This is a genomic window from Mesorhizobium sp. M8A.F.Ca.ET.181.01.1.1, assembly GCF_004792025.1.
In the GTDB taxonomy this organism is placed as follows: Bacteria; Pseudomonadota; Alphaproteobacteria; order Rhizobiales; family Rhizobiaceae; genus Mesorhizobium.
On sequence record NZ_SRTV01000011.1, the window covers coordinates 58,921 to 74,617 of the forward strand.

The window sequence follows — 15,697 nt, forward strand, 5'->3', positions numbered from 1 at the left end:
GGACATGCGAAAACCGGCGATGCTCAAAGCTGGCGCAACACGTCGCTGGCGCGGGAGGACCTCAGTGCCCGTTGCATGGCCTGCCGCGACTGCGCGCGGTCGGGCGTGATCCAGTTTGGCTCCGCGCCCAGGAAGCGGTCGAGGAACGCCACGGCATAGGCCGGGATTTCGGTGACGTTCTCGCGATAGGACCACCAGGTGCGCAGGTCGTCGGCGCATTTGTCGATACTGGGCGCCGAGCCGAACTCCTGCTCGTAGATGGCCGAAATCACCGAGACGCAGTAGTTGGTGTAGAGAAAGCCTTCCGGCCAGAAGCGGATGATGTCCAGCGTGCCGGCATTCTGATCCGTTTCGACGAGCTGGGTAAGACCGGAGATCTCCCTGGCCGGCGCCTGTTTTATCAGTTCGCGCAACACAAGGCCGGCGGCAAAGACGATGAAGTCGGCCCGGTCGATCGCGGCAAACCGCTTCTGCGCTTCCATGACCTCGACCCAGTCGAGAAAAGCCCGCGTCAGCTTCGCCTCGTCGATTTCGAAGCGTACGCCGAAAGTGTCCGAGACCACCTTGGCGCTGCCACGAAAGGTGGCGCGGAACCAGCGCAACTGCCGCAGCCGGTGGCGCAGGTCGGGCATGAGGGCCAATTCGTCCCTGAAGGGCAGTTCCATTGTATGCATCCCGTTTCACGACAGGCTAGCACAGCCGTGCCGCCGCCGAAATCGGCCGACGGCCCTGTGGATGACCGAGGTCGAGGTCAATATCATACATATTGACATTCGCGGAAACAAATGTTCTCACTTTGCTGTTGTTGCGTGCCGGTCCAAGGTGCGCCTCGACTGAGGCTTCGGGAGGAGAACCGAATGGCGATTTGGCAGTGGGGACTGCTTCTGCTGGTTATTGTGTGGGCGTTGCAGTCGCTCGGCGTCTGGCTGCAGATGCGGCACTATTCGGATGTCTTCCGGGGCGTCACTGACCAATACAAGGACGGCTTCGTCGGCGCAGGCAATTTTCGCGGCCGATTTGCCAAGGGGACCATCGCGCTGGTCGTGGTGACGCCTGACCTGATCGTGCGCCGGATGATGGTGATGAGCGGCCGTTCCGTGTTCACCAAATTCAAACGACATGAAGAATTCGAGGGTGTTCCCCTCGATCGACTCCGGTCCAACCCTGCGATCATGGGGGAGGGGGAACCCGGTGTGGCCGAGGCCGTGAAGCGGGCGATCGAACAGATCGACAAAGCACGGTCGGAGCCGGGGAAGAAGCCGGGCCTGGCCGGCTTGAACGTAGCAAGGGCATAGAGGAGGCCGTGCGCCGACTGGGACCACCCGGCGGGCCGGCATAAGGAGGAGAAATGTCTGTATTTTCGTTGTTGGCGCAGCATGCCGACATGGCCGTGCACAATCTGCATGTCGCGGGTGCCATGGTTTCGGATGCTGCTTTGCATGGTAAGCTCGCCGTCGAGCATGCTTCCGACCATCTCGTTGTCCTGGCGCAGGCCGACAGCGGGCCGATTACCGTCGATCAATTCAAGGAAAAGCTGAAGGACGTCCAGCAGGAAGAGCAGCTCGGCTGGCTGACCGCCATCGGCAAGTACTTCATCGGCATCTTCCAGAAGGGCGGCGAAGTGTTCGCCGGCTTCGTCACCGGTATCATCCCGACGCTTGTGGTGCTTATGACCGCCTTCTATGCCGTCACCGAACTGGTCGGCGAAGAGCGCGTGCATGGCCTGGCGCGCGGTGCCGGCAGGATCGCGCTGACGCGCTACACGCTGCTGCCGCTGCTGGCTGTGTTCTTCCTCACCAATCCGATGGCCTATACGTTCGGATCGTTTCTGGAAGAGAAGCACAAACCCGCCTTCTATGACGCGGCGGTCTCCTACGTGCATCCGCCGCTCGGCCTGTTCCCGCACATCAACCCCGGCGAATATTTCGTCTGGGGCGGCATTCTGGTCGCGCTGCTGGAGCTGGAAAAGAAGGGCGCCGTCGTCGCCGGTTACCACGTCAAGGTGGCGATCTGGTACGCCATCGTCGGCCTGGTCGTCATTCTGCTCAAGGGCATGCTGACCGAGCGCATCACCGCCATCATGGCACGCCGTCAGGGCGTCGAGCTGTAAGGGCGGGGAGGACATCATGGACAAGACATTCAAAGCCGTAAAGATCTCCCGGGGTAACACAGGCTGGGGCGGCCCGCTCGTCATCGAGCCGACCGCCCAGCGCGACAAGATCGTCTCCGTCACCGGCGGCGGCATCCATCCTGTCGCCCAACTTATCGCCGACATGACCGGCGCCACGGCCGTCGACGGCTTCAAGGCGCCGCCGATCGAAGGAGAGATGGCGGTCGTCGTCGTCGACTGCGGCGGCACCGCACGCTGCGGCGTCTATCCGCGCAAGCGCATCCCGACCGTCAATCTGACGCCGGTCGGACAGGCTGGGCCGCTCGCCCAGTTCATCACAGAGGATATCTACGTTTCGGGCGTGAAGCCGGCCAACGTCGCAATGGCGGACGGATCCGAAGCGGTCACCACTGCGGGGGGAGCAGCGCCGATGAGTTCAAACAACAGCACTTCAGCCGCCGCGCCACAGCCGCTGCCGAGCGAAGGCGGGCTTATCGGCCTGATCAGCTCGATCGGCCGCGTCATGGGCCGTGTGGTCGGCATCTTCTTCAATGCCGGCCGCCGCACGATCGACCAGGTGGTTCGCAACGTGCTGCCGTTCATGGCCTTCGTGACCATGCTGATCGGCCTGATCCTGTACACCGGCATCGGCGACGTGCTGGCGCAGCCGATGGGACCGCTGGCCAACAACATCGTCGGCCTGCTGATCATCTCGGCAATCTGCGGACTGCCGTTCCTGTCGCCCATCCTGGGACCAGGCGCCGTCATCGCGCAGGTCATCGGCGTGGCCATCATCGGCCCGCAGATCGCCAACGGCACGATTTCGCCGGCAATGGCGCTGCCGGCGCTGTTTGCCTACAACACCCAGGTGGGCTGCGACTTCGTCCCGGTCGGCCTGGCGCTCGGCGAAGCCAAGCCGAAAACCATCGAAATCGGCGTGCCTGCGGTGCTCATCAGCCGCCAGATCATGGGTCCGGTCTCGGTGCTGATCGCCTGGGTCGTCTCCCTGATCGTGTTCTAAACACCTGATAACGAGGTTCGCCATATGTCGGTTTTTCTCAAGACACGGGTCACGGCGATAGGACCCGAAGTGGCGGACCTTGCCGAAGGGGGCGTGGTCATCCTGTTCGCGGATGGCTCGCCGCCGGAGCTTGCCGAGGTCTCGGTGCTCCACAAGGCGGAGCTCGGACCCAGTGACGGCGCGCCTCAAAAGGGCGCGTCGATCACCCTTGGTCCGGTTACCGCCGTCATAACCGCCGTCGGCTCCAGCGCCTGGAGCAAGGTCCTCGAGATGGGCCACGTCGTCATCTCGTTCAACGGGGCCACCGAGGCCGAAAGGCCGGGCGAGATCTGCGCATCGCAGATCGATCGCCAAGCCCTCGTGGCCGCCCTGAAAACAGACGCGATCATCACCATCGCCGCCTGAAAGCATTCGCGCCCCGTCCAGTCTGGCTTTGGCGCCCAAAAAAGCAGAGTATTTGCCATGGAACGCTCGACCATCGTCAGAGTGCATGAAGGTTTGCACGCCCGCCCCGCCACACGCTTCGTGAAGCTCGCGAAGGGCTTCGAATCCGATGTCGAACTGGTCAAGGACGGCAAGGCGGTCAGCGCCAAGAGCTCGGTCAAGCTGATGCTGCTGGCGGTCAAGGAAAACCAGGAAGTCACCGTGCGGGCGAACGGCGCCGATGCCATCGAGGCGATCGAGGCGTTGATCGGCTATCTCGAGAACCCAACGGCCGGCCTCGACGACGAAGACACCCACGCTCCGGCGAATGACGCAGGCAAGGAAGCGGCGCCCGCGCCCCAATCCGCGCCGGCGGTATCAGGCGAGGCGAATGGTTTGCGCGGTGTCGCCGCAAGCGAAGGCGTCGCCATCGGACCCGCCTTCGCGCATTTCCCGCCTGATATCGCGGGACAGGGCCGCATGCTGCAGGCAGAAGAAATCGCCGGCGAAATCGACAGGTTCCGCGCCGCCGTCGCCGCCGTCCAGGCGCGCATGGACCGGGCGCTGGCGCAGGACAGTCTGTCGGCCGGTGACCGGGGCATCGTCGCGGCGCTCAGGGATATCGCCGCCGATGACAGCCTGACCGGCGAGGCCGAGAAGGCGATCAAGGGCGGCAATGACGCGGTGTCGGCCACGATCACCGCCGCTTCCACCATCGCCGCCGATTTCAGCGCCGTCGACGATCATTACCTCAATGCGCGGGCCGACGATGTCCAAGCGGTCGGACGGCAGATCTGCCTGGTGCTGCTGGGCCAAGACGACGTCAGCCTCGAAAATATCCCGCAGGGTGCGATCCTGATCGCCGATGATATCGGCGCCTGGGATCTGGCGCGCGCGCCGCTGAAACGCATCGGCGGCGTGGTGTGCGGCCATGGCGGCGCCACCTCGCACATCGCCATCATCGCCCGCTCGCACGGCATTCCGGCGGTGCTGGGCCTCGGCGACAAGATCAATGCCTTGCGCACGGCGCAAGAGGTGGCGCTCGACGGCAACAGCGGCCAGGTGATCATCGACCCCGATGCGGCCACACGCGCCGATTTCGCCGGCCGCGTCGAAGCGGCGGCCAAGGAGCGTGCCGGCCTGACCGCGTTCAAGACGGTGACGCCGAAGCTGGCGGACGGCAGGACTATCGAGGTCGCGGCCAATATCGGCTCGCTGGAGGAGATCGAGGCTGCGCAGGAAGCCGGCGCCATGGGTGTCGGCCTGTTCCGGACCGAGCTTCTGTTCATGCGCCATATGCACCTGCCGTCGGAAGACATGCAGGCCGAGACCTATGCGGCGCTGGCCAAAGCCTTCGCCCCCTATCCGGTCATCGTGCGCACGCTCGACATCGGCGGCGACAAGCCGATCGCCGGCATCGAGTTTCCCGACGAGGAAAATCCCTTCCTCGGCTGGCGCGGCATCCGCATGTGCCTCGACCGGCCCGATATCTTCAAGCGCCAGCTGAGGGCGCTGCTGAGGGCCGCCGTACACGGCAACATCAAGGTGATGCTGCCGATGGTGTCGGATATTTCCGAAGTGACGCGCAGCCGCGCACTGGTCGATGAATGCGCCGCCGAACTCAAGGCCGAAGGCGTGCCGCACGCCACGTTCGATCTCGGCGTGATGATCGAAACCCCGGCCGCGGTGCTGATCGCACCGGCACTGGCCAGGGAGGTGGCTTTCTTCTCGATCGGCACCAATGATCTCACCCAGTACATCATGGCCGCCGACAGGCTCAACCCGACCGTTGCGAAGCTTAACGACGTCACCAATCCGGCCGTGATGTCGGCGATCGAACTGACGGCCAGGGCCGGGGTCGCCGCCGGCATCATGGTGGGCATGTGCGGCGAGGCGGCAGGTCGGCCGGATCTCATTCCGGCCTTCCTGAAGATGGGCCTGACCGAGCTGTCGATGAGCCCGGCCTCGATCCAGCGCGCCAAGAAGACGATCACGGCGATGGCGGCCGGGGAGTAGTTCCTGCGACCGCTGCTGCTGGAGCTTACGGCAAGTGCGCAAGCAAGGTGGCGAAGACAGGTGTCAGTTCATCGACCGGGCTCGCCTTGGCGCAGGCCTGGACAATGCGCTCATGACGTATATCGGCGGCCAGCATCGCGATCTCCAGCATGTCTGGCTCCGGCGCGCCGTCGCGGCCGGTTGTCGCCAGGCCGCAAGCCAGGACGACCGGCGCCAGGCAGCTTATATCGAGCGCCCGGCCGCCAGCAGCATTCGATTCCGGCGCGGCTTCGCCAAAGCGGACCGGGCGCTGGTTGAGCAATTCGATCAAAAGCGCCGCGCAGGTGGCCGCGATTGCCTGCAGTCCGGCACCCGGCGCGGCCAGCGCGGCCAACAGATCGCCATGGCGCTTGCGCATGGCCGCGTGGACGGCGGCAAAACCGGCTTCATGGATACGGGCATTCTCGATCTTCAGCCCGGCAAGCACGGCCTTGCTCAGATAGTACATGTCGCGCCGGAACAGGCGCTCGGCGTTCAATTGCTGGTCTTCGTCCCCGGCCGGAAAATAGGTGCCGAGACCTTTGACGGTCGTTCCATCGACGCTTATCGGGCGTTCATGCGGGACGAAGGATTCGGCGATCGACAGCGCTTCGTCGACGGCGCTCGCGGCATGGCTGAGCAGGCCTTCGATGCCTTTGCCCGGAAACGGCGGAAGATGGCTGGTGGCTTCGCGCAGGGCGCTGGCGTCGCCGCTGCCGTCATGACGGCTCTGGCGGATGATGTCGCGGACTTCCCGCAGCCGGTCCTTGAGGTTGACGCGGACGTCTTCGGAGATTTGTCGGAGCATCGCGGTTTGCCTCGAATGTGCCGTGCGGGGCCAGCTGCAGTAGGGCGGCCACCGACTCTACATTGTTCCTATCGATTGGTAGATCAATAGGCGATACTAGACCAGCACGCAGAATCGGCGACGGCGCGCGTCCGCCGCCGCGGGGGAGGGATGATTTGGCCAGGGGACGACAAATCGAGGAAAAGGGGGTCGAGGAAAGGGGGGCCACCGAAAGGCGGGCAGGAGCCGAAGCGACCGAGCCGGTCATCAGCGAGAGCCGAACGGACCGCCTCAGGATCCGCGCCGCCTGGATGTATTTCGTCGAGCAGATGACGCAGAACGAGATCGCCGATGTGCTTGGCGTCGGCCGCGTCACCATCGTGCGCATGCTGGCGGAGGCGCGGTCGCGCAACGAGGTCAAGATCACCATCGAGAGCGAGCTTCTGGAGATCGTGCGGCTGGAGCGCGCGCTCGAAAGGACCTTCGGGCTGCAGCAGGCGCTGGTGGCGCCGTTGACCGCGGCCAATGCCGATCCGATCCCGGCGATCGCCGCCAAGACCGGCATGTTCCTGTCCGACGCGATGAAATCCGGCATGCAGGTCGGCGTCGGCTGGGGCAATACGCTGTTCCACACCTTGCCGTTCATCAGCGCCAAATCGCTGACCGATTTCAAGGTGATTTCGCTGCTTGGTGGCGTCGGCGTCGCGCGCCGGGTCAACCCGGCCGAGTTCGCGTGGCGCTTCGCCCAGATTTTCCAGGGCGATGGCTATCTGATGCCGACGCCGGCCGTCGTCGACAGCGTCGAGACCAAGATCGCGCTGGTCGAGCGCTGCGGCCTGCAGGAGGTTTTTGAGATGGCCGACGCGCTCGATGCCGTTCTGCTGAGTGTCGGCGGCATCGCTTCGGCCACCACCTTCTCGCGCGGCGGCTTCCTCAGGGAAGCGGACCGCGAGGCGCTGCTGGCGCGCGGCGCCGTCGGCGACCTTCTGTTCCATTTCTACGACCGCAATGGCGATCTGGTCGACCATCCCGTCAACAACCATGTGATGTCGGTGGATGTCGACCGGCTGCGCAAGGCGCCGATCCGCATTCTGACCTCCGGCGGCGCGGAGAAGACCGACGCGCTGCTCGGCGCCATGAATCTGATTGCGCCGACAATCCTGATCACCGACGAGGAAAGCGCAAGACGTATGCTGAATGCGGTCAGCGAAAGCTGAACGATCCCGTGATGTAGTCCGGCCAGGCCTTGTGCTCGCCGAAAACAGCGGCGAGGTCAGGCGCGCCGGCCAGGATCCCACCCAATACCAACGCGGTGGCGATGCCGACACCATTGCCGCCTGCAATATCGTGTTCGACGCTGTCGCCGACGCAGACCACGCTGTGGCGGTCCGGCTCGCCTGCCAGTGCAAGTGCGGCATCGAAGATCGCCGGATAGGGCTTGCCGATGCGGGTAACGCCGCCGCCCAGGTTCTCGTAGAGATCGGCGATCTCGCCGGCGCCGAAGCGCGGTCCGACCGCCGTCAGCATGATCCTATCGGGATTGGTACAGAAGCACGGCACTTGCCGCGCCGCTGCCGGGCCCAGCAGCCGGCGATAATGGTCGAGGTCGTGGCGGTCCCCCTCACTGGCCGAGATCAGCACCAGTTCGGCGTCCTCGCCGGCCTCTGTCAGCGCGAAGGGCAGGCCGTCGATCGCGCTGCGGTCGCCGTCGCGGCTGATCAACAGGCATTTCGTGCCGGACCGCAACACTCCTGCCGCCGCCATGTCATGGAAACGTCGCCACGCTACCTCGCCGGAAGACACAAAATGGTCCCAGCTGCCGACCTCGAAGCCGAGCTTCAGCAGGCGATCCTCGTTGGGCCGGGCGCGCTTGCCGGAATTGGAGATCAGCACCACGGTCTTGCCGGCGCGCTTCAGCGTGGACAATGCCTCCGCCGCACCGGGATACGGAGCTTGGCCGTCATGCAGCACGCCGAACTGGTCGAGCAGGAGGACCTGATAGCGTTGCGCCAGCGGCCCGATGCCGTCGAGACGTTCGACCTTTTTCATATTCATAGAAGCCCTGCCTCGCTGGCGCCTTTCAGCGCCAGCCGTGCCGTACCGGCGGCGGCCTCGTCCGACAATGCCGGCAGGAACGCGACGCCGAGCTTGCGCTGCCGGATCGCGCTCCATACCGGGTTGGCGGCGCCGCCGCCGACGCTGCGAATGGAGGTCAGGGCCGGCGCGCCGAGTTCGGCCAGCCTGCCGTAGCCAAGCGCTTCGATGGCCGCCATGCCCTCGAACATCGCCTTGAGGTAATCTGCATCGTCAGCAGGCCGTGGGGTGAGACGCGGCGGCAAGGCCGGATCGGCGATCGGGAACCGCTCGCCCGCCGTCCCAAGCGGATAGTAGTCGAGGCCGGTCTCGGTTGTGGGATCGATCATCGCGCTGAGTTCGATGATCCGCGTGAGCGGAAAATGCTGCGCCAGCACCTTGCCGCCGGAATTCGAGGCGCCGCCAGCCAGCCAGGTGTCGCCAAGACGATGGCTGTAGATGCCAAAGCGCGGCGCAGAGATCGGCCGGTCGGACAGGATCTTGATGGTCAGCGAGGACCCCAGCGCCGTGACGCCGTCGCCGGCCGCCGTGGCGCCTGTCGCCAGGAACGAGGCACAGCCGTCCGTGGTGCCGGCAACCACGACCACATCGCGCGGCAGGCCGAAAAGCGCGGCGGCGGCCGCGGTGAGCGTACCGATGACGTCGCCCGGCTCGACGACATCAGGCAGCAAATCCATGCGCATGCCGGTGGCTGCGATCCAATCCGGCCAGCGGCGCGCCTCGACGTCGTAACCGGTCTTGAGCGCATTGTTCTCGTCGCTGACGTCGAAGCCCCCGGACAGGTTGCCGGCGATCCAGTCGGCCTGGTGCAGCACGGCCGCTATGCCGGGCAGATGCTGGTACCGGAGCGCCTTGGCCAGGCCTGAAGTCGCCCCGTGGGCGGCGCTCGCTTCCGGCGCCGCGCGGGCGATCGCGGCCAGGATGTCGCCGTCATCGACCTTGTCGTTGTACATCAGCGGCTCGGCCAGAGGCCGCCCATCAGCGTCGACCGGCAGCAGGGTGCCCGATGTGCCGTCGATGGCGATGGCGCGGATCGCGGCGCGGTCGACGCCCGAAATCAGTTCCGTCAGCGCCGCCTGGACCGCCTGCCACCATGCCGAGGGGTCGCGTGGGTTCTGGCCGAATTTGTCGAGCCGGACAGCGGACTGGCCGGCAATGGAAAAATCCTGACGCATGGCGACGGCGCGGGCGCCGGAGGTGCCGATGTCGATGCCGACGACAAGTGGCGTCATGTCGCCCCTCGCTAGGCCGTGCCGGCCGCATTGAGCTTCTGGCGATACTGCTCGGCGTCCCAGTTGACCAGTTCGTCATTCTCGGCGGCGGTGAGATAGTTCAGCCGCGCCTTGCCATCGACGCGCGCGGTCACGTCGGCAAGGCAACGCTGCATGGCGTCGGCACCGGCGCCGGCGTCGCCGCGCATCAGCACGCCGGCGCCGGGAAACAGGATCGCCACGGGTGCCGCGCCGAGCCGCGCGGTGACGCCGGCCACGTTCTCGCCCGGCCTCGCAACCACCGAGCCCTGGCCTAGAAAGATGATGTGGTCCGGATAAAGGCTGCCGCCCTCGGCCATATCCAGGCTTTCCGAATCGAGCGCGACCGCATGCGCTTCGACATCCGCCGGCAATCGGTAGTCGCCGGCGAGCGCCGTCAAGGCGGCGATATCAGGCGGGGCGGTGGCGCGCGCCGGCCGCGCCAGCAGCGACCGGACGCGGTGCAGCAAAGCCTCCGCCTCGGCGACGGTTTCGGCAGCAACCACCAGCCCGTGATTGCCAAGGATCAGCACGTCGACCCCGGGCCGCAATTTCGCGGCAATGCCGCGGGCGAGCGGCAGACCCGGCCGGAAATAGGGCACCCAGGCCCATTCGATGCCATCCAGTCGCCTGGCCACCTCGGCCTCGCCATCTGCTTGCACGGCAAGCGAAATCGTGTCGACGCAATGGACATGCAGCACCACGCGTTGCGGCATCAAGGCATGCACGGTGGTCTCGATCGACGGGCGCAGGCCACGCGGATTGAGGTCTTCGATGGCGAAGGCCTGTGGCCTGTCGGCGGTTGGATCGCGCTGTTCGACGGCCTCGAGCAGCGGTGCCATCGCCACCGGCACCATGATGTCGGCGCTGAGCGCATCCTTCAGCCAGGTGCCCGAGGCCTTGATCCACAGCGTGTCGCCGGCCTTCAGCGAGGTGTTGCCGCCCGCCGCCTGCGTCATGTGCGGGTTCAGCCCGATGCTGGCCGAAAGCGCCCGCAAGGCGGCCAGTTCCTGTGCATCAGCTTGGGTTGCCACGGCGCCTTTCCTCCAACGTTTGCATGCGATCCCGTCACCGGGTCGCTGCTGGCGCTGATATCGCAGATATGAGCGATCTGCGTCAACAGTGATCTACTATCATCAAAACAAGCTTGCAATCCGGCTAGTGTTGATTAAGTTGCACCAATTGCCGTGGGAGATGGCGTCAGGGAGGAAGGGTTGAGCGACTTCGGCCGCCAGCGTCAGATCGTCGAACTGCTGCGGGACCGCCCGTTCGCCTCCGTGCGCGAGCTGCAGGAGCGGCTCGGGGTCTCGGCGGCGACGGTCCGGCGCGATATCGACCGGATCGACGAGGCCGGTGAAGCCCGCAAGGTCTATGGCGGCATTTCTGCACTCGACGGGGCTTCGCATGCGGGCGTCGCCTATGCCCGGCCCTATGACGAGAACCGTGACCTTGCCGTCGAGGCCAAGCGGCAGATCGCAGCCGCCGCCGCGACCATGGTGCGCGATGGCGATGCGGTCATCGTCCATGGCGGCTCGACCTGTTTCCATCTCGGCGTCAAGCTCGCCGACCGCAACATCCGGCTCTACACCAATTCGATGCCGCTCGCGGCCTATCTCAGCGACCATGGCCATTGCAGCCTGACCGTCGCCGGCGGTGACCTGCACCGCGAGCCCGGCATCATCCATTCACCGACCCAGGCGACGCCCTTCTATGCCTCGAAATTCTTTCTCGGGACGCAAGGCCTCAACCAGGAAGGGCTGCTGGAATCGCATCCGCTGCTGGTGCGCTCCATCGTCGATCTCAGCCTCTGCGCCGATCAGATCGTGGTGCTGGCCGACAGCCGCAAACTGTCGATCCACGCGCGCAATGTCGCGCTGCCGCTGTCGCGCATCGGCACGCTGGTCACCGATGACGGCCTCTCCGATGCCGATGCGCGCATGCTGGAGGACGCCGGCGTCATGGTGCGGATCGCTTCGACCTCGGGAGCCCTCGCGTGAACGTGGCGGTGCTCGACTTCGGCAAGACCAACTCGAAGCTGTTCGTCTTCGGCCAGGACGGGCGCATTCTCGACGAACGGCGGACGCAGCCGAAATGGGTGCAACAAGGCGGCTTCAGCGTACTCGACGAGGCAGCACTCCATGACTGGGCGTTCGGCGCCGTCACCGACGCGGTCGAAAACAATGGTGTGGAAGGGGTGATGGTGTCGGGTCATGGTTGCACCTTCGCCCTTGTCGACGGCAAGGCGCTGACCCATCCGATCCTCGACTACGAGCAGGAGCCGCCGGCCGAAATCGCGGTGCGGATCGACCGCCGCATCCCGGATTTCGCCGAAACCTTTTCTCCCCGCCTGCCGCTCGGCTTCAACTATGGCCGTCATATGCTGTGGCTGCAGCAGGTCGATCCCGACGCGTTTTCGAACGCGACATCAATTCTGGGCTATCCCCAGTACTGGAGCTGGCGCCTCGGCGGCAGGCCAGTCTCGGAAGTCTCCTATCTCGGCTGCCATTCGCATTTATGGGCGCCGCGCGAACGAGATTTCTCCTCGCTGGTCGACGCCGACGGCTGGCGCGGCCAGATGCCGGCTTTCGAACGTGCCGGCGCCGTCATCGGCGAGCAGCGCTTCGGCAATACCGAGCGATCGATCGCCATCCACAATGGCGTCCACGACTCCAATGCGGCGCTGTACGCCTATCGCCGGCAAGGGCTTGGGCCGCTGACCGTCGTCTCGACCGGCACCTGGGTCGTCGTGCTCAATCCAGACTGTCCGCTCGAGGCGCTCGACCACGAGCGCGACATGCTGGTCAATGTCGACGTCGACGGCGGCCCGGTGCCGACCATACGATTCATGGGTGGGCGCGAGTTCGCCGTCATCAGCGGCGGCTGGCAAGGCGCGATCCCGCATGGCTCGATACAACAGGCGCTCGACGCCGGTCTCATGGCACTGCCGAGTTTCGCGCCGGGTGGACCGATATCGGACCGTAGCGGCGAAATCATAGGCGGTACGCCCAGCGCCGTGCAACGCGCGGCGGTGGCGTTGCTCTACGTTGCGCTGATGGTCGACCTTTGCCTCGATCTCATCCATTCCGATAACACGGTGATCGTCGATGGCGGGCTGAACACTGGCGGCCTGCTTGCCGGACTGCTGGCGCAGCTGCGCCCCGGCCAGACCTTCCTGCAAGGCGCCTCGTTGGAAGGCAGCGCCACCGGTGCCGCGGCGCTCGCCTTCGAGAGCGTGGGACGCGACTTCGCCGCCGAGCCGCCGGAGCCGGTGCGGGCGACGCAATTCGGCGGTCTTGCCGGCTATCGCGAGGCCTGGCGCGACCGCGTTGCCGGGCACGGTGCCGCCGCCAAGGCAGCGGGTGGTGCGCGATGAGCGCGGCAGTCCAAATGCAGACGACACGCCAGCCGGTGCTGGAGATGCGCCACATCTCGAAGACCTTCGGCGCGATCCGCGCCCTGCAGGACGTCTCGCTCAGCGTCCACGCCGGCGAATTGCACGCGCTGATGGGCGAGAACGGCGCCGGCAAGTCGACGTTGATGAAGGTGCTGTCGGGCGCCTATCGGCCGGACCCCGGCGGCGAGATCCTGATCGATGGCGCGCCCGCCGCGACCGGCGATCCGATCAAGGCTCGCACGGCCGGCATCGCGGTGATCTACCAGGAGCTGTCGCTGGCGCCGAACCTGACGGTGGCGCAGAACATCTTCCTCGGCAACGAGCCGCGGCGCTTCGGCGTCGTCGACCGGGACCAGTGCAACCGGCGCGCCGCCGAGATCCTCGACCGGCTCGGCGTCGCCTTCTCGGCGCGTGCCCTGGTTTCCAGCCTGTCGCTCGGCGAGCGCCAGCTGGTCGAGATCGCCCGGGCGCTGTCGACGAATGCGCGCATCATCGTCATGGACGAGCCGACCACGTCGCTGACCTCGCGCGAGACCGACCGGCTGTTCGAGGTGATCGCGACGCTGAAGGCGCAAGGCATCGCCATCATCTACATCAGCCATCGCATGGAAGAGGTCTACCAACTCGCCGACCGCGTCAGCGTGCTGCGCGACAGCGGCTATGTCGGTACGCTGGAGCGCGCCGACCTCAACGCCTCGCGGCTGGTGTCGATGATGGTCGGCCGCGATCTCTCCGCCTTCTACAAGAAGGATCATCGCCCGCCGGACGAGAAACGCGCCGTGGCGCTCTCGGTGCGCGGCATGTCCGACGCGCACTTGCTGAAGAACTGTTCGTTCGACCTCCACCACGGCGAGGTTCTGGCGCTGGCCGGCCTCGTCGGCTCGGGCCGCACGGAGCTTGCCAGGCTGATCTTCGGCGCCGACAAGCGCAGCGCCGGCACGATGGAACTCGACGGCAAGGCCGTGACCATCGGCTCGCCGCGCGAGGCGCTCGATGCCGGCATCGCCTACCTTACCGAGGACCGCAAGGAACTCGGCCTGTTCCTCGACATGTCGATTTCCGACAACATCAGCATGGGCGTGCTGGCCAGGGACGCACGAGCCGGCGGATTTCGCGATTTCACCGCCGCCGACAGGAGAGCGGCGAAGGCCATTGCCGACCTCTCCATCCGCACCGGCTCGGCACAGGCCAATGCCGGCTCGCTGTCGGGCGGCAACCAGCAGAAGGTGCTGCTCGCGCGCCTGCTGGAGACGGAGCCGAAGGTCGTCATCCTCGACGAGCCGACCCGCGGCGTCGATGTCGGCGCCAAGTCGGAAATCTACCGGCTGATCGACAACCTCGCCAACAAGGGCATCGCCATCCTGATGATCTCCAGCGAATTGCCCGAGGTGATCGGCGTCGCCGACCGCGTGCTGGTGATGCGCGATGGCGCGATCGCTGGCGAGGTGACGGCATCGGAAGGCAAGCCGCTTCGTCAGGAAGCGATCATGGAACTTGCGACGGGAGCGTCTCAGCGATGACAGACAGGACGACCGGGACGAAGAGTGTGGATCAAGCGCCGGTCAGGAGTCGGCGGCTGCGCACCGCGCTTGCGGCCCTTGGCATGCTGCCGGTGCTGGTGCTGCTGGCCGCTGGCTTCCAGTTCATCAATCCGCGCTTTCTGACCGGCACCAACCTGCTGATCGTCACGCAGCAATCGTCGATCAACATCGTGCTTGCCGCCGGCATGACCTTCGTCATCCTGACCGGCGGCATCGACCTGTCGGTCGGCTCCATCCTTGCCGCCTCCGCGATGGTGGCGGTGCTGGTGTCGCTGGTGCCGGACTGGGGCCTGCTCGGCGTGCCGGCGGCCATCCTGGTCGGCCTTGGCTTCGGGCTCATCAACGGGTTGCTGGTCGCCTATATCAGGCTGCCGCCGTTCATCGTGACGCTCGGTTCGCTGACCGCCGTGCGCGGCGTTGCCCGCCTGCTCGGGCAGGACACGACGGTGTTCAACTCCGACCTGCCGTTCGACTTCATCGGCAACGGTTCGGTGCTCGGTATCCCCTGGCTGGTCATCATCGCGCTGTCGGTGGTGGTGCTGTCCTGGCTGGTGCTCAAACGCACCGTGCTCGGCACCTGGATCTACGCCGTCGGCGGCAATGCCGAGGCTGCGCGGCTGACCGGCATCAAGGTGCCGCTGGTGCTGCTCTTCGTCTATGGCGTTTCCGGTCTGCTCGCCGGCCTTGGCGGCGCTATGTCGGCGGCCCGGCTCTACGCCGCCAACGGCCTGCAACTCGGACAAAGCTATGAACTCGACGCCATCGCCGCCGTCATCCTCGGCGGCACCAGTTTCGTCGGCGGCGTCGGCTCGATCTGGGGCACGCTGATCGGCGGGCTGATCATCGCGGTGCTCTCCAACGGGCTCATCTTGGCCGGTGTCTCGGACATCTGGCAGTACATCATCAAGGGATTGGTCATCATCGTGGCGGTCGCCCTCGACCGCTACCGGCTCCAGGCAGGGGCAAGAACGTGAGTGACCTGGTCGCCGGCATCAACGACCGGCTCGTGCAACGCACCGTGAGAGGCGCGGTGCATCGGAGGA

The 15,697-nt window shown here is 65.8% G+C and carries 15 protein-coding genes; 10 read left to right on the forward strand and 5 right to left on the reverse strand.

All coding sequences use genetic code 11. The features are described from left to right. Positions 1-23: 23 nt before the first annotated feature. Entirely contained in the window at positions 24-665 is a 642-nt protein-coding gene (locus tag EN824_RS29115) for a hypothetical protein (protein ID WP_127279229.1), read from the reverse strand. 192 nt (positions 666-857) lie between these two features. On the opposite strand from EN824_RS29115, the gene EN824_RS29120 reads away from it, so the two are divergent. The 5 genes from EN824_RS29120 to ptsP are packed head-to-tail and all read left to right on the forward strand — an operon-like array spanning position 858 to position 5,570. After that, complete coding sequence (locus tag EN824_RS29120; RefSeq protein WP_015315467.1) at positions 858-1,295, forward strand: transcriptional regulator GutM; 438 nt, start codon at positions 858-860, stop codon at positions 1,293-1,295. 53 nt (positions 1,296-1,348) lie between these two features. Continuing rightward, positions 1,349-2,110, forward strand: coding sequence for a PTS glucitol/sorbitol transporter subunit IIC (locus EN824_RS29125; protein WP_127279228.1), 762 nt, complete (start codon positions 1,349-1,351; stop codon positions 2,108-2,110). A 16-nt stretch (positions 2,111-2,126) separates the two neighbouring features. Next, positions 2,127-3,131 (forward strand): PTS glucitol/sorbitol transporter subunit IIB, encoded by a 1,005-nt coding sequence (locus tag EN824_RS29130; RefSeq protein ID WP_135867582.1) that lies wholly within the window; start codon positions 2,127-2,129, stop codon positions 3,129-3,131. A 24-nt stretch (positions 3,132-3,155) separates the two neighbouring features. Then, entirely contained in the window at positions 3,156-3,536 is a 381-nt protein-coding gene (locus EN824_RS29135) for a PTS glucitol/sorbitol transporter subunit IIA (protein ID WP_135867581.1), read from the forward strand. Positions 3,537-3,593: 57 nt separating this feature from the next. After that, positions 3,594-5,570 carry a phosphoenolpyruvate--protein phosphotransferase gene (gene ptsP / locus EN824_RS29140; protein ID WP_135867580.1) on the forward strand — a complete coding sequence of 659 codons (1,977 nt, stop codon included), beginning with the start codon at positions 3,594-3,596 and terminating at the stop codon, positions 5,568-5,570. A gap of 25 nt (positions 5,571-5,595) precedes the next feature. On the opposite strand, the gene EN824_RS29145 is transcribed toward ptsP, so the two are convergent. After that, positions 5,596-6,396 carry a hypothetical protein gene (locus EN824_RS29145; RefSeq protein WP_127872184.1) on the reverse strand — a complete coding sequence of 267 codons (801 nt, stop codon included), beginning with the start codon at positions 6,394-6,396 and terminating at the stop codon, positions 5,596-5,598. Between the two features lie 155 nt (positions 6,397-6,551). On the opposite strand from EN824_RS29145, the gene EN824_RS29150 reads away from it, so the two are divergent. Beyond that, positions 6,552-7,592 carry a sugar-binding transcriptional regulator gene (locus EN824_RS29150; protein WP_245521039.1) on the forward strand — a complete coding sequence of 347 codons (1,041 nt, stop codon included), beginning with the start codon at positions 6,552-6,554 and terminating at the stop codon, positions 7,590-7,592. Here the strand turns inward: EN824_RS29150 and EN824_RS29155 are convergent. From EN824_RS29155 to EN824_RS29165, 3 genes are read right to left on the reverse strand one after another with little or no spacing between them, the layout of a single operon-like run. Beyond that, positions 7,579-8,430, reverse strand: a complete 852-nt coding sequence (locus tag EN824_RS29155) for a TIGR01459 family HAD-type hydrolase (protein ID WP_135932974.1) — start codon at positions 8,428-8,430, stop codon at positions 7,579-7,581. The genes EN824_RS29150 and EN824_RS29155 overlap by 14 nt on opposite strands. Continuing rightward, positions 8,427-9,701 (reverse strand): FGGY-family carbohydrate kinase, encoded by a 1,275-nt coding sequence (locus EN824_RS29160; RefSeq protein WP_135867577.1) that lies wholly within the window; start codon positions 9,699-9,701, stop codon positions 8,427-8,429. Before EN824_RS29160 ends, EN824_RS29155 begins: the two co-directional genes overlap by 4 nt. An 11-nt stretch (positions 9,702-9,712) precedes the next feature. Beyond that, the gene (locus EN824_RS29165; RefSeq protein ID WP_135867576.1) at positions 9,713-10,753 is read right to left on the reverse strand and encodes a class II aldolase/adducin family protein; all 1,041 of its coding nucleotides are present in this window, start codon (positions 10,751-10,753) and stop codon (positions 9,713-9,715) included. Between the two features lie 180 nt (positions 10,754-10,933). Between EN824_RS29165 and EN824_RS29170 the strand changes: the two genes are divergently transcribed. The 4 genes from EN824_RS29170 to EN824_RS29185 are packed head-to-tail and all read left to right on the forward strand — an operon-like array spanning position 10,934 to position 15,628. Next, positions 10,934-11,716 (forward strand): DeoR/GlpR family DNA-binding transcription regulator, encoded by a 783-nt coding sequence (locus EN824_RS29170; RefSeq protein WP_127279097.1) that lies wholly within the window; start codon positions 10,934-10,936, stop codon positions 11,714-11,716. Then, entirely contained in the window at positions 11,713-13,092 is a 1,380-nt protein-coding gene (locus tag EN824_RS29175; protein WP_135932975.1) for a carbohydrate kinase, read from the forward strand. The genes EN824_RS29170 and EN824_RS29175 overlap by 4 nt, the downstream gene beginning before the upstream one ends. Next, positions 13,089-14,633 (forward strand): sugar ABC transporter ATP-binding protein, encoded by a 1,545-nt coding sequence (locus EN824_RS29180; protein ID WP_135932976.1) that lies wholly within the window; start codon positions 13,089-13,091, stop codon positions 14,631-14,633. The genes EN824_RS29175 and EN824_RS29180 overlap by 4 nt, the downstream gene beginning before the upstream one ends. Then, entirely contained in the window at positions 14,630-15,628 is a 999-nt protein-coding gene (locus EN824_RS29185; RefSeq protein ID WP_135932977.1) for a ribose ABC transporter permease, read from the forward strand. Before EN824_RS29180 ends, EN824_RS29185 begins: the two co-directional genes overlap by 4 nt. The last annotated feature ends 69 nt before the right edge of the window (positions 15,629-15,697 follow it).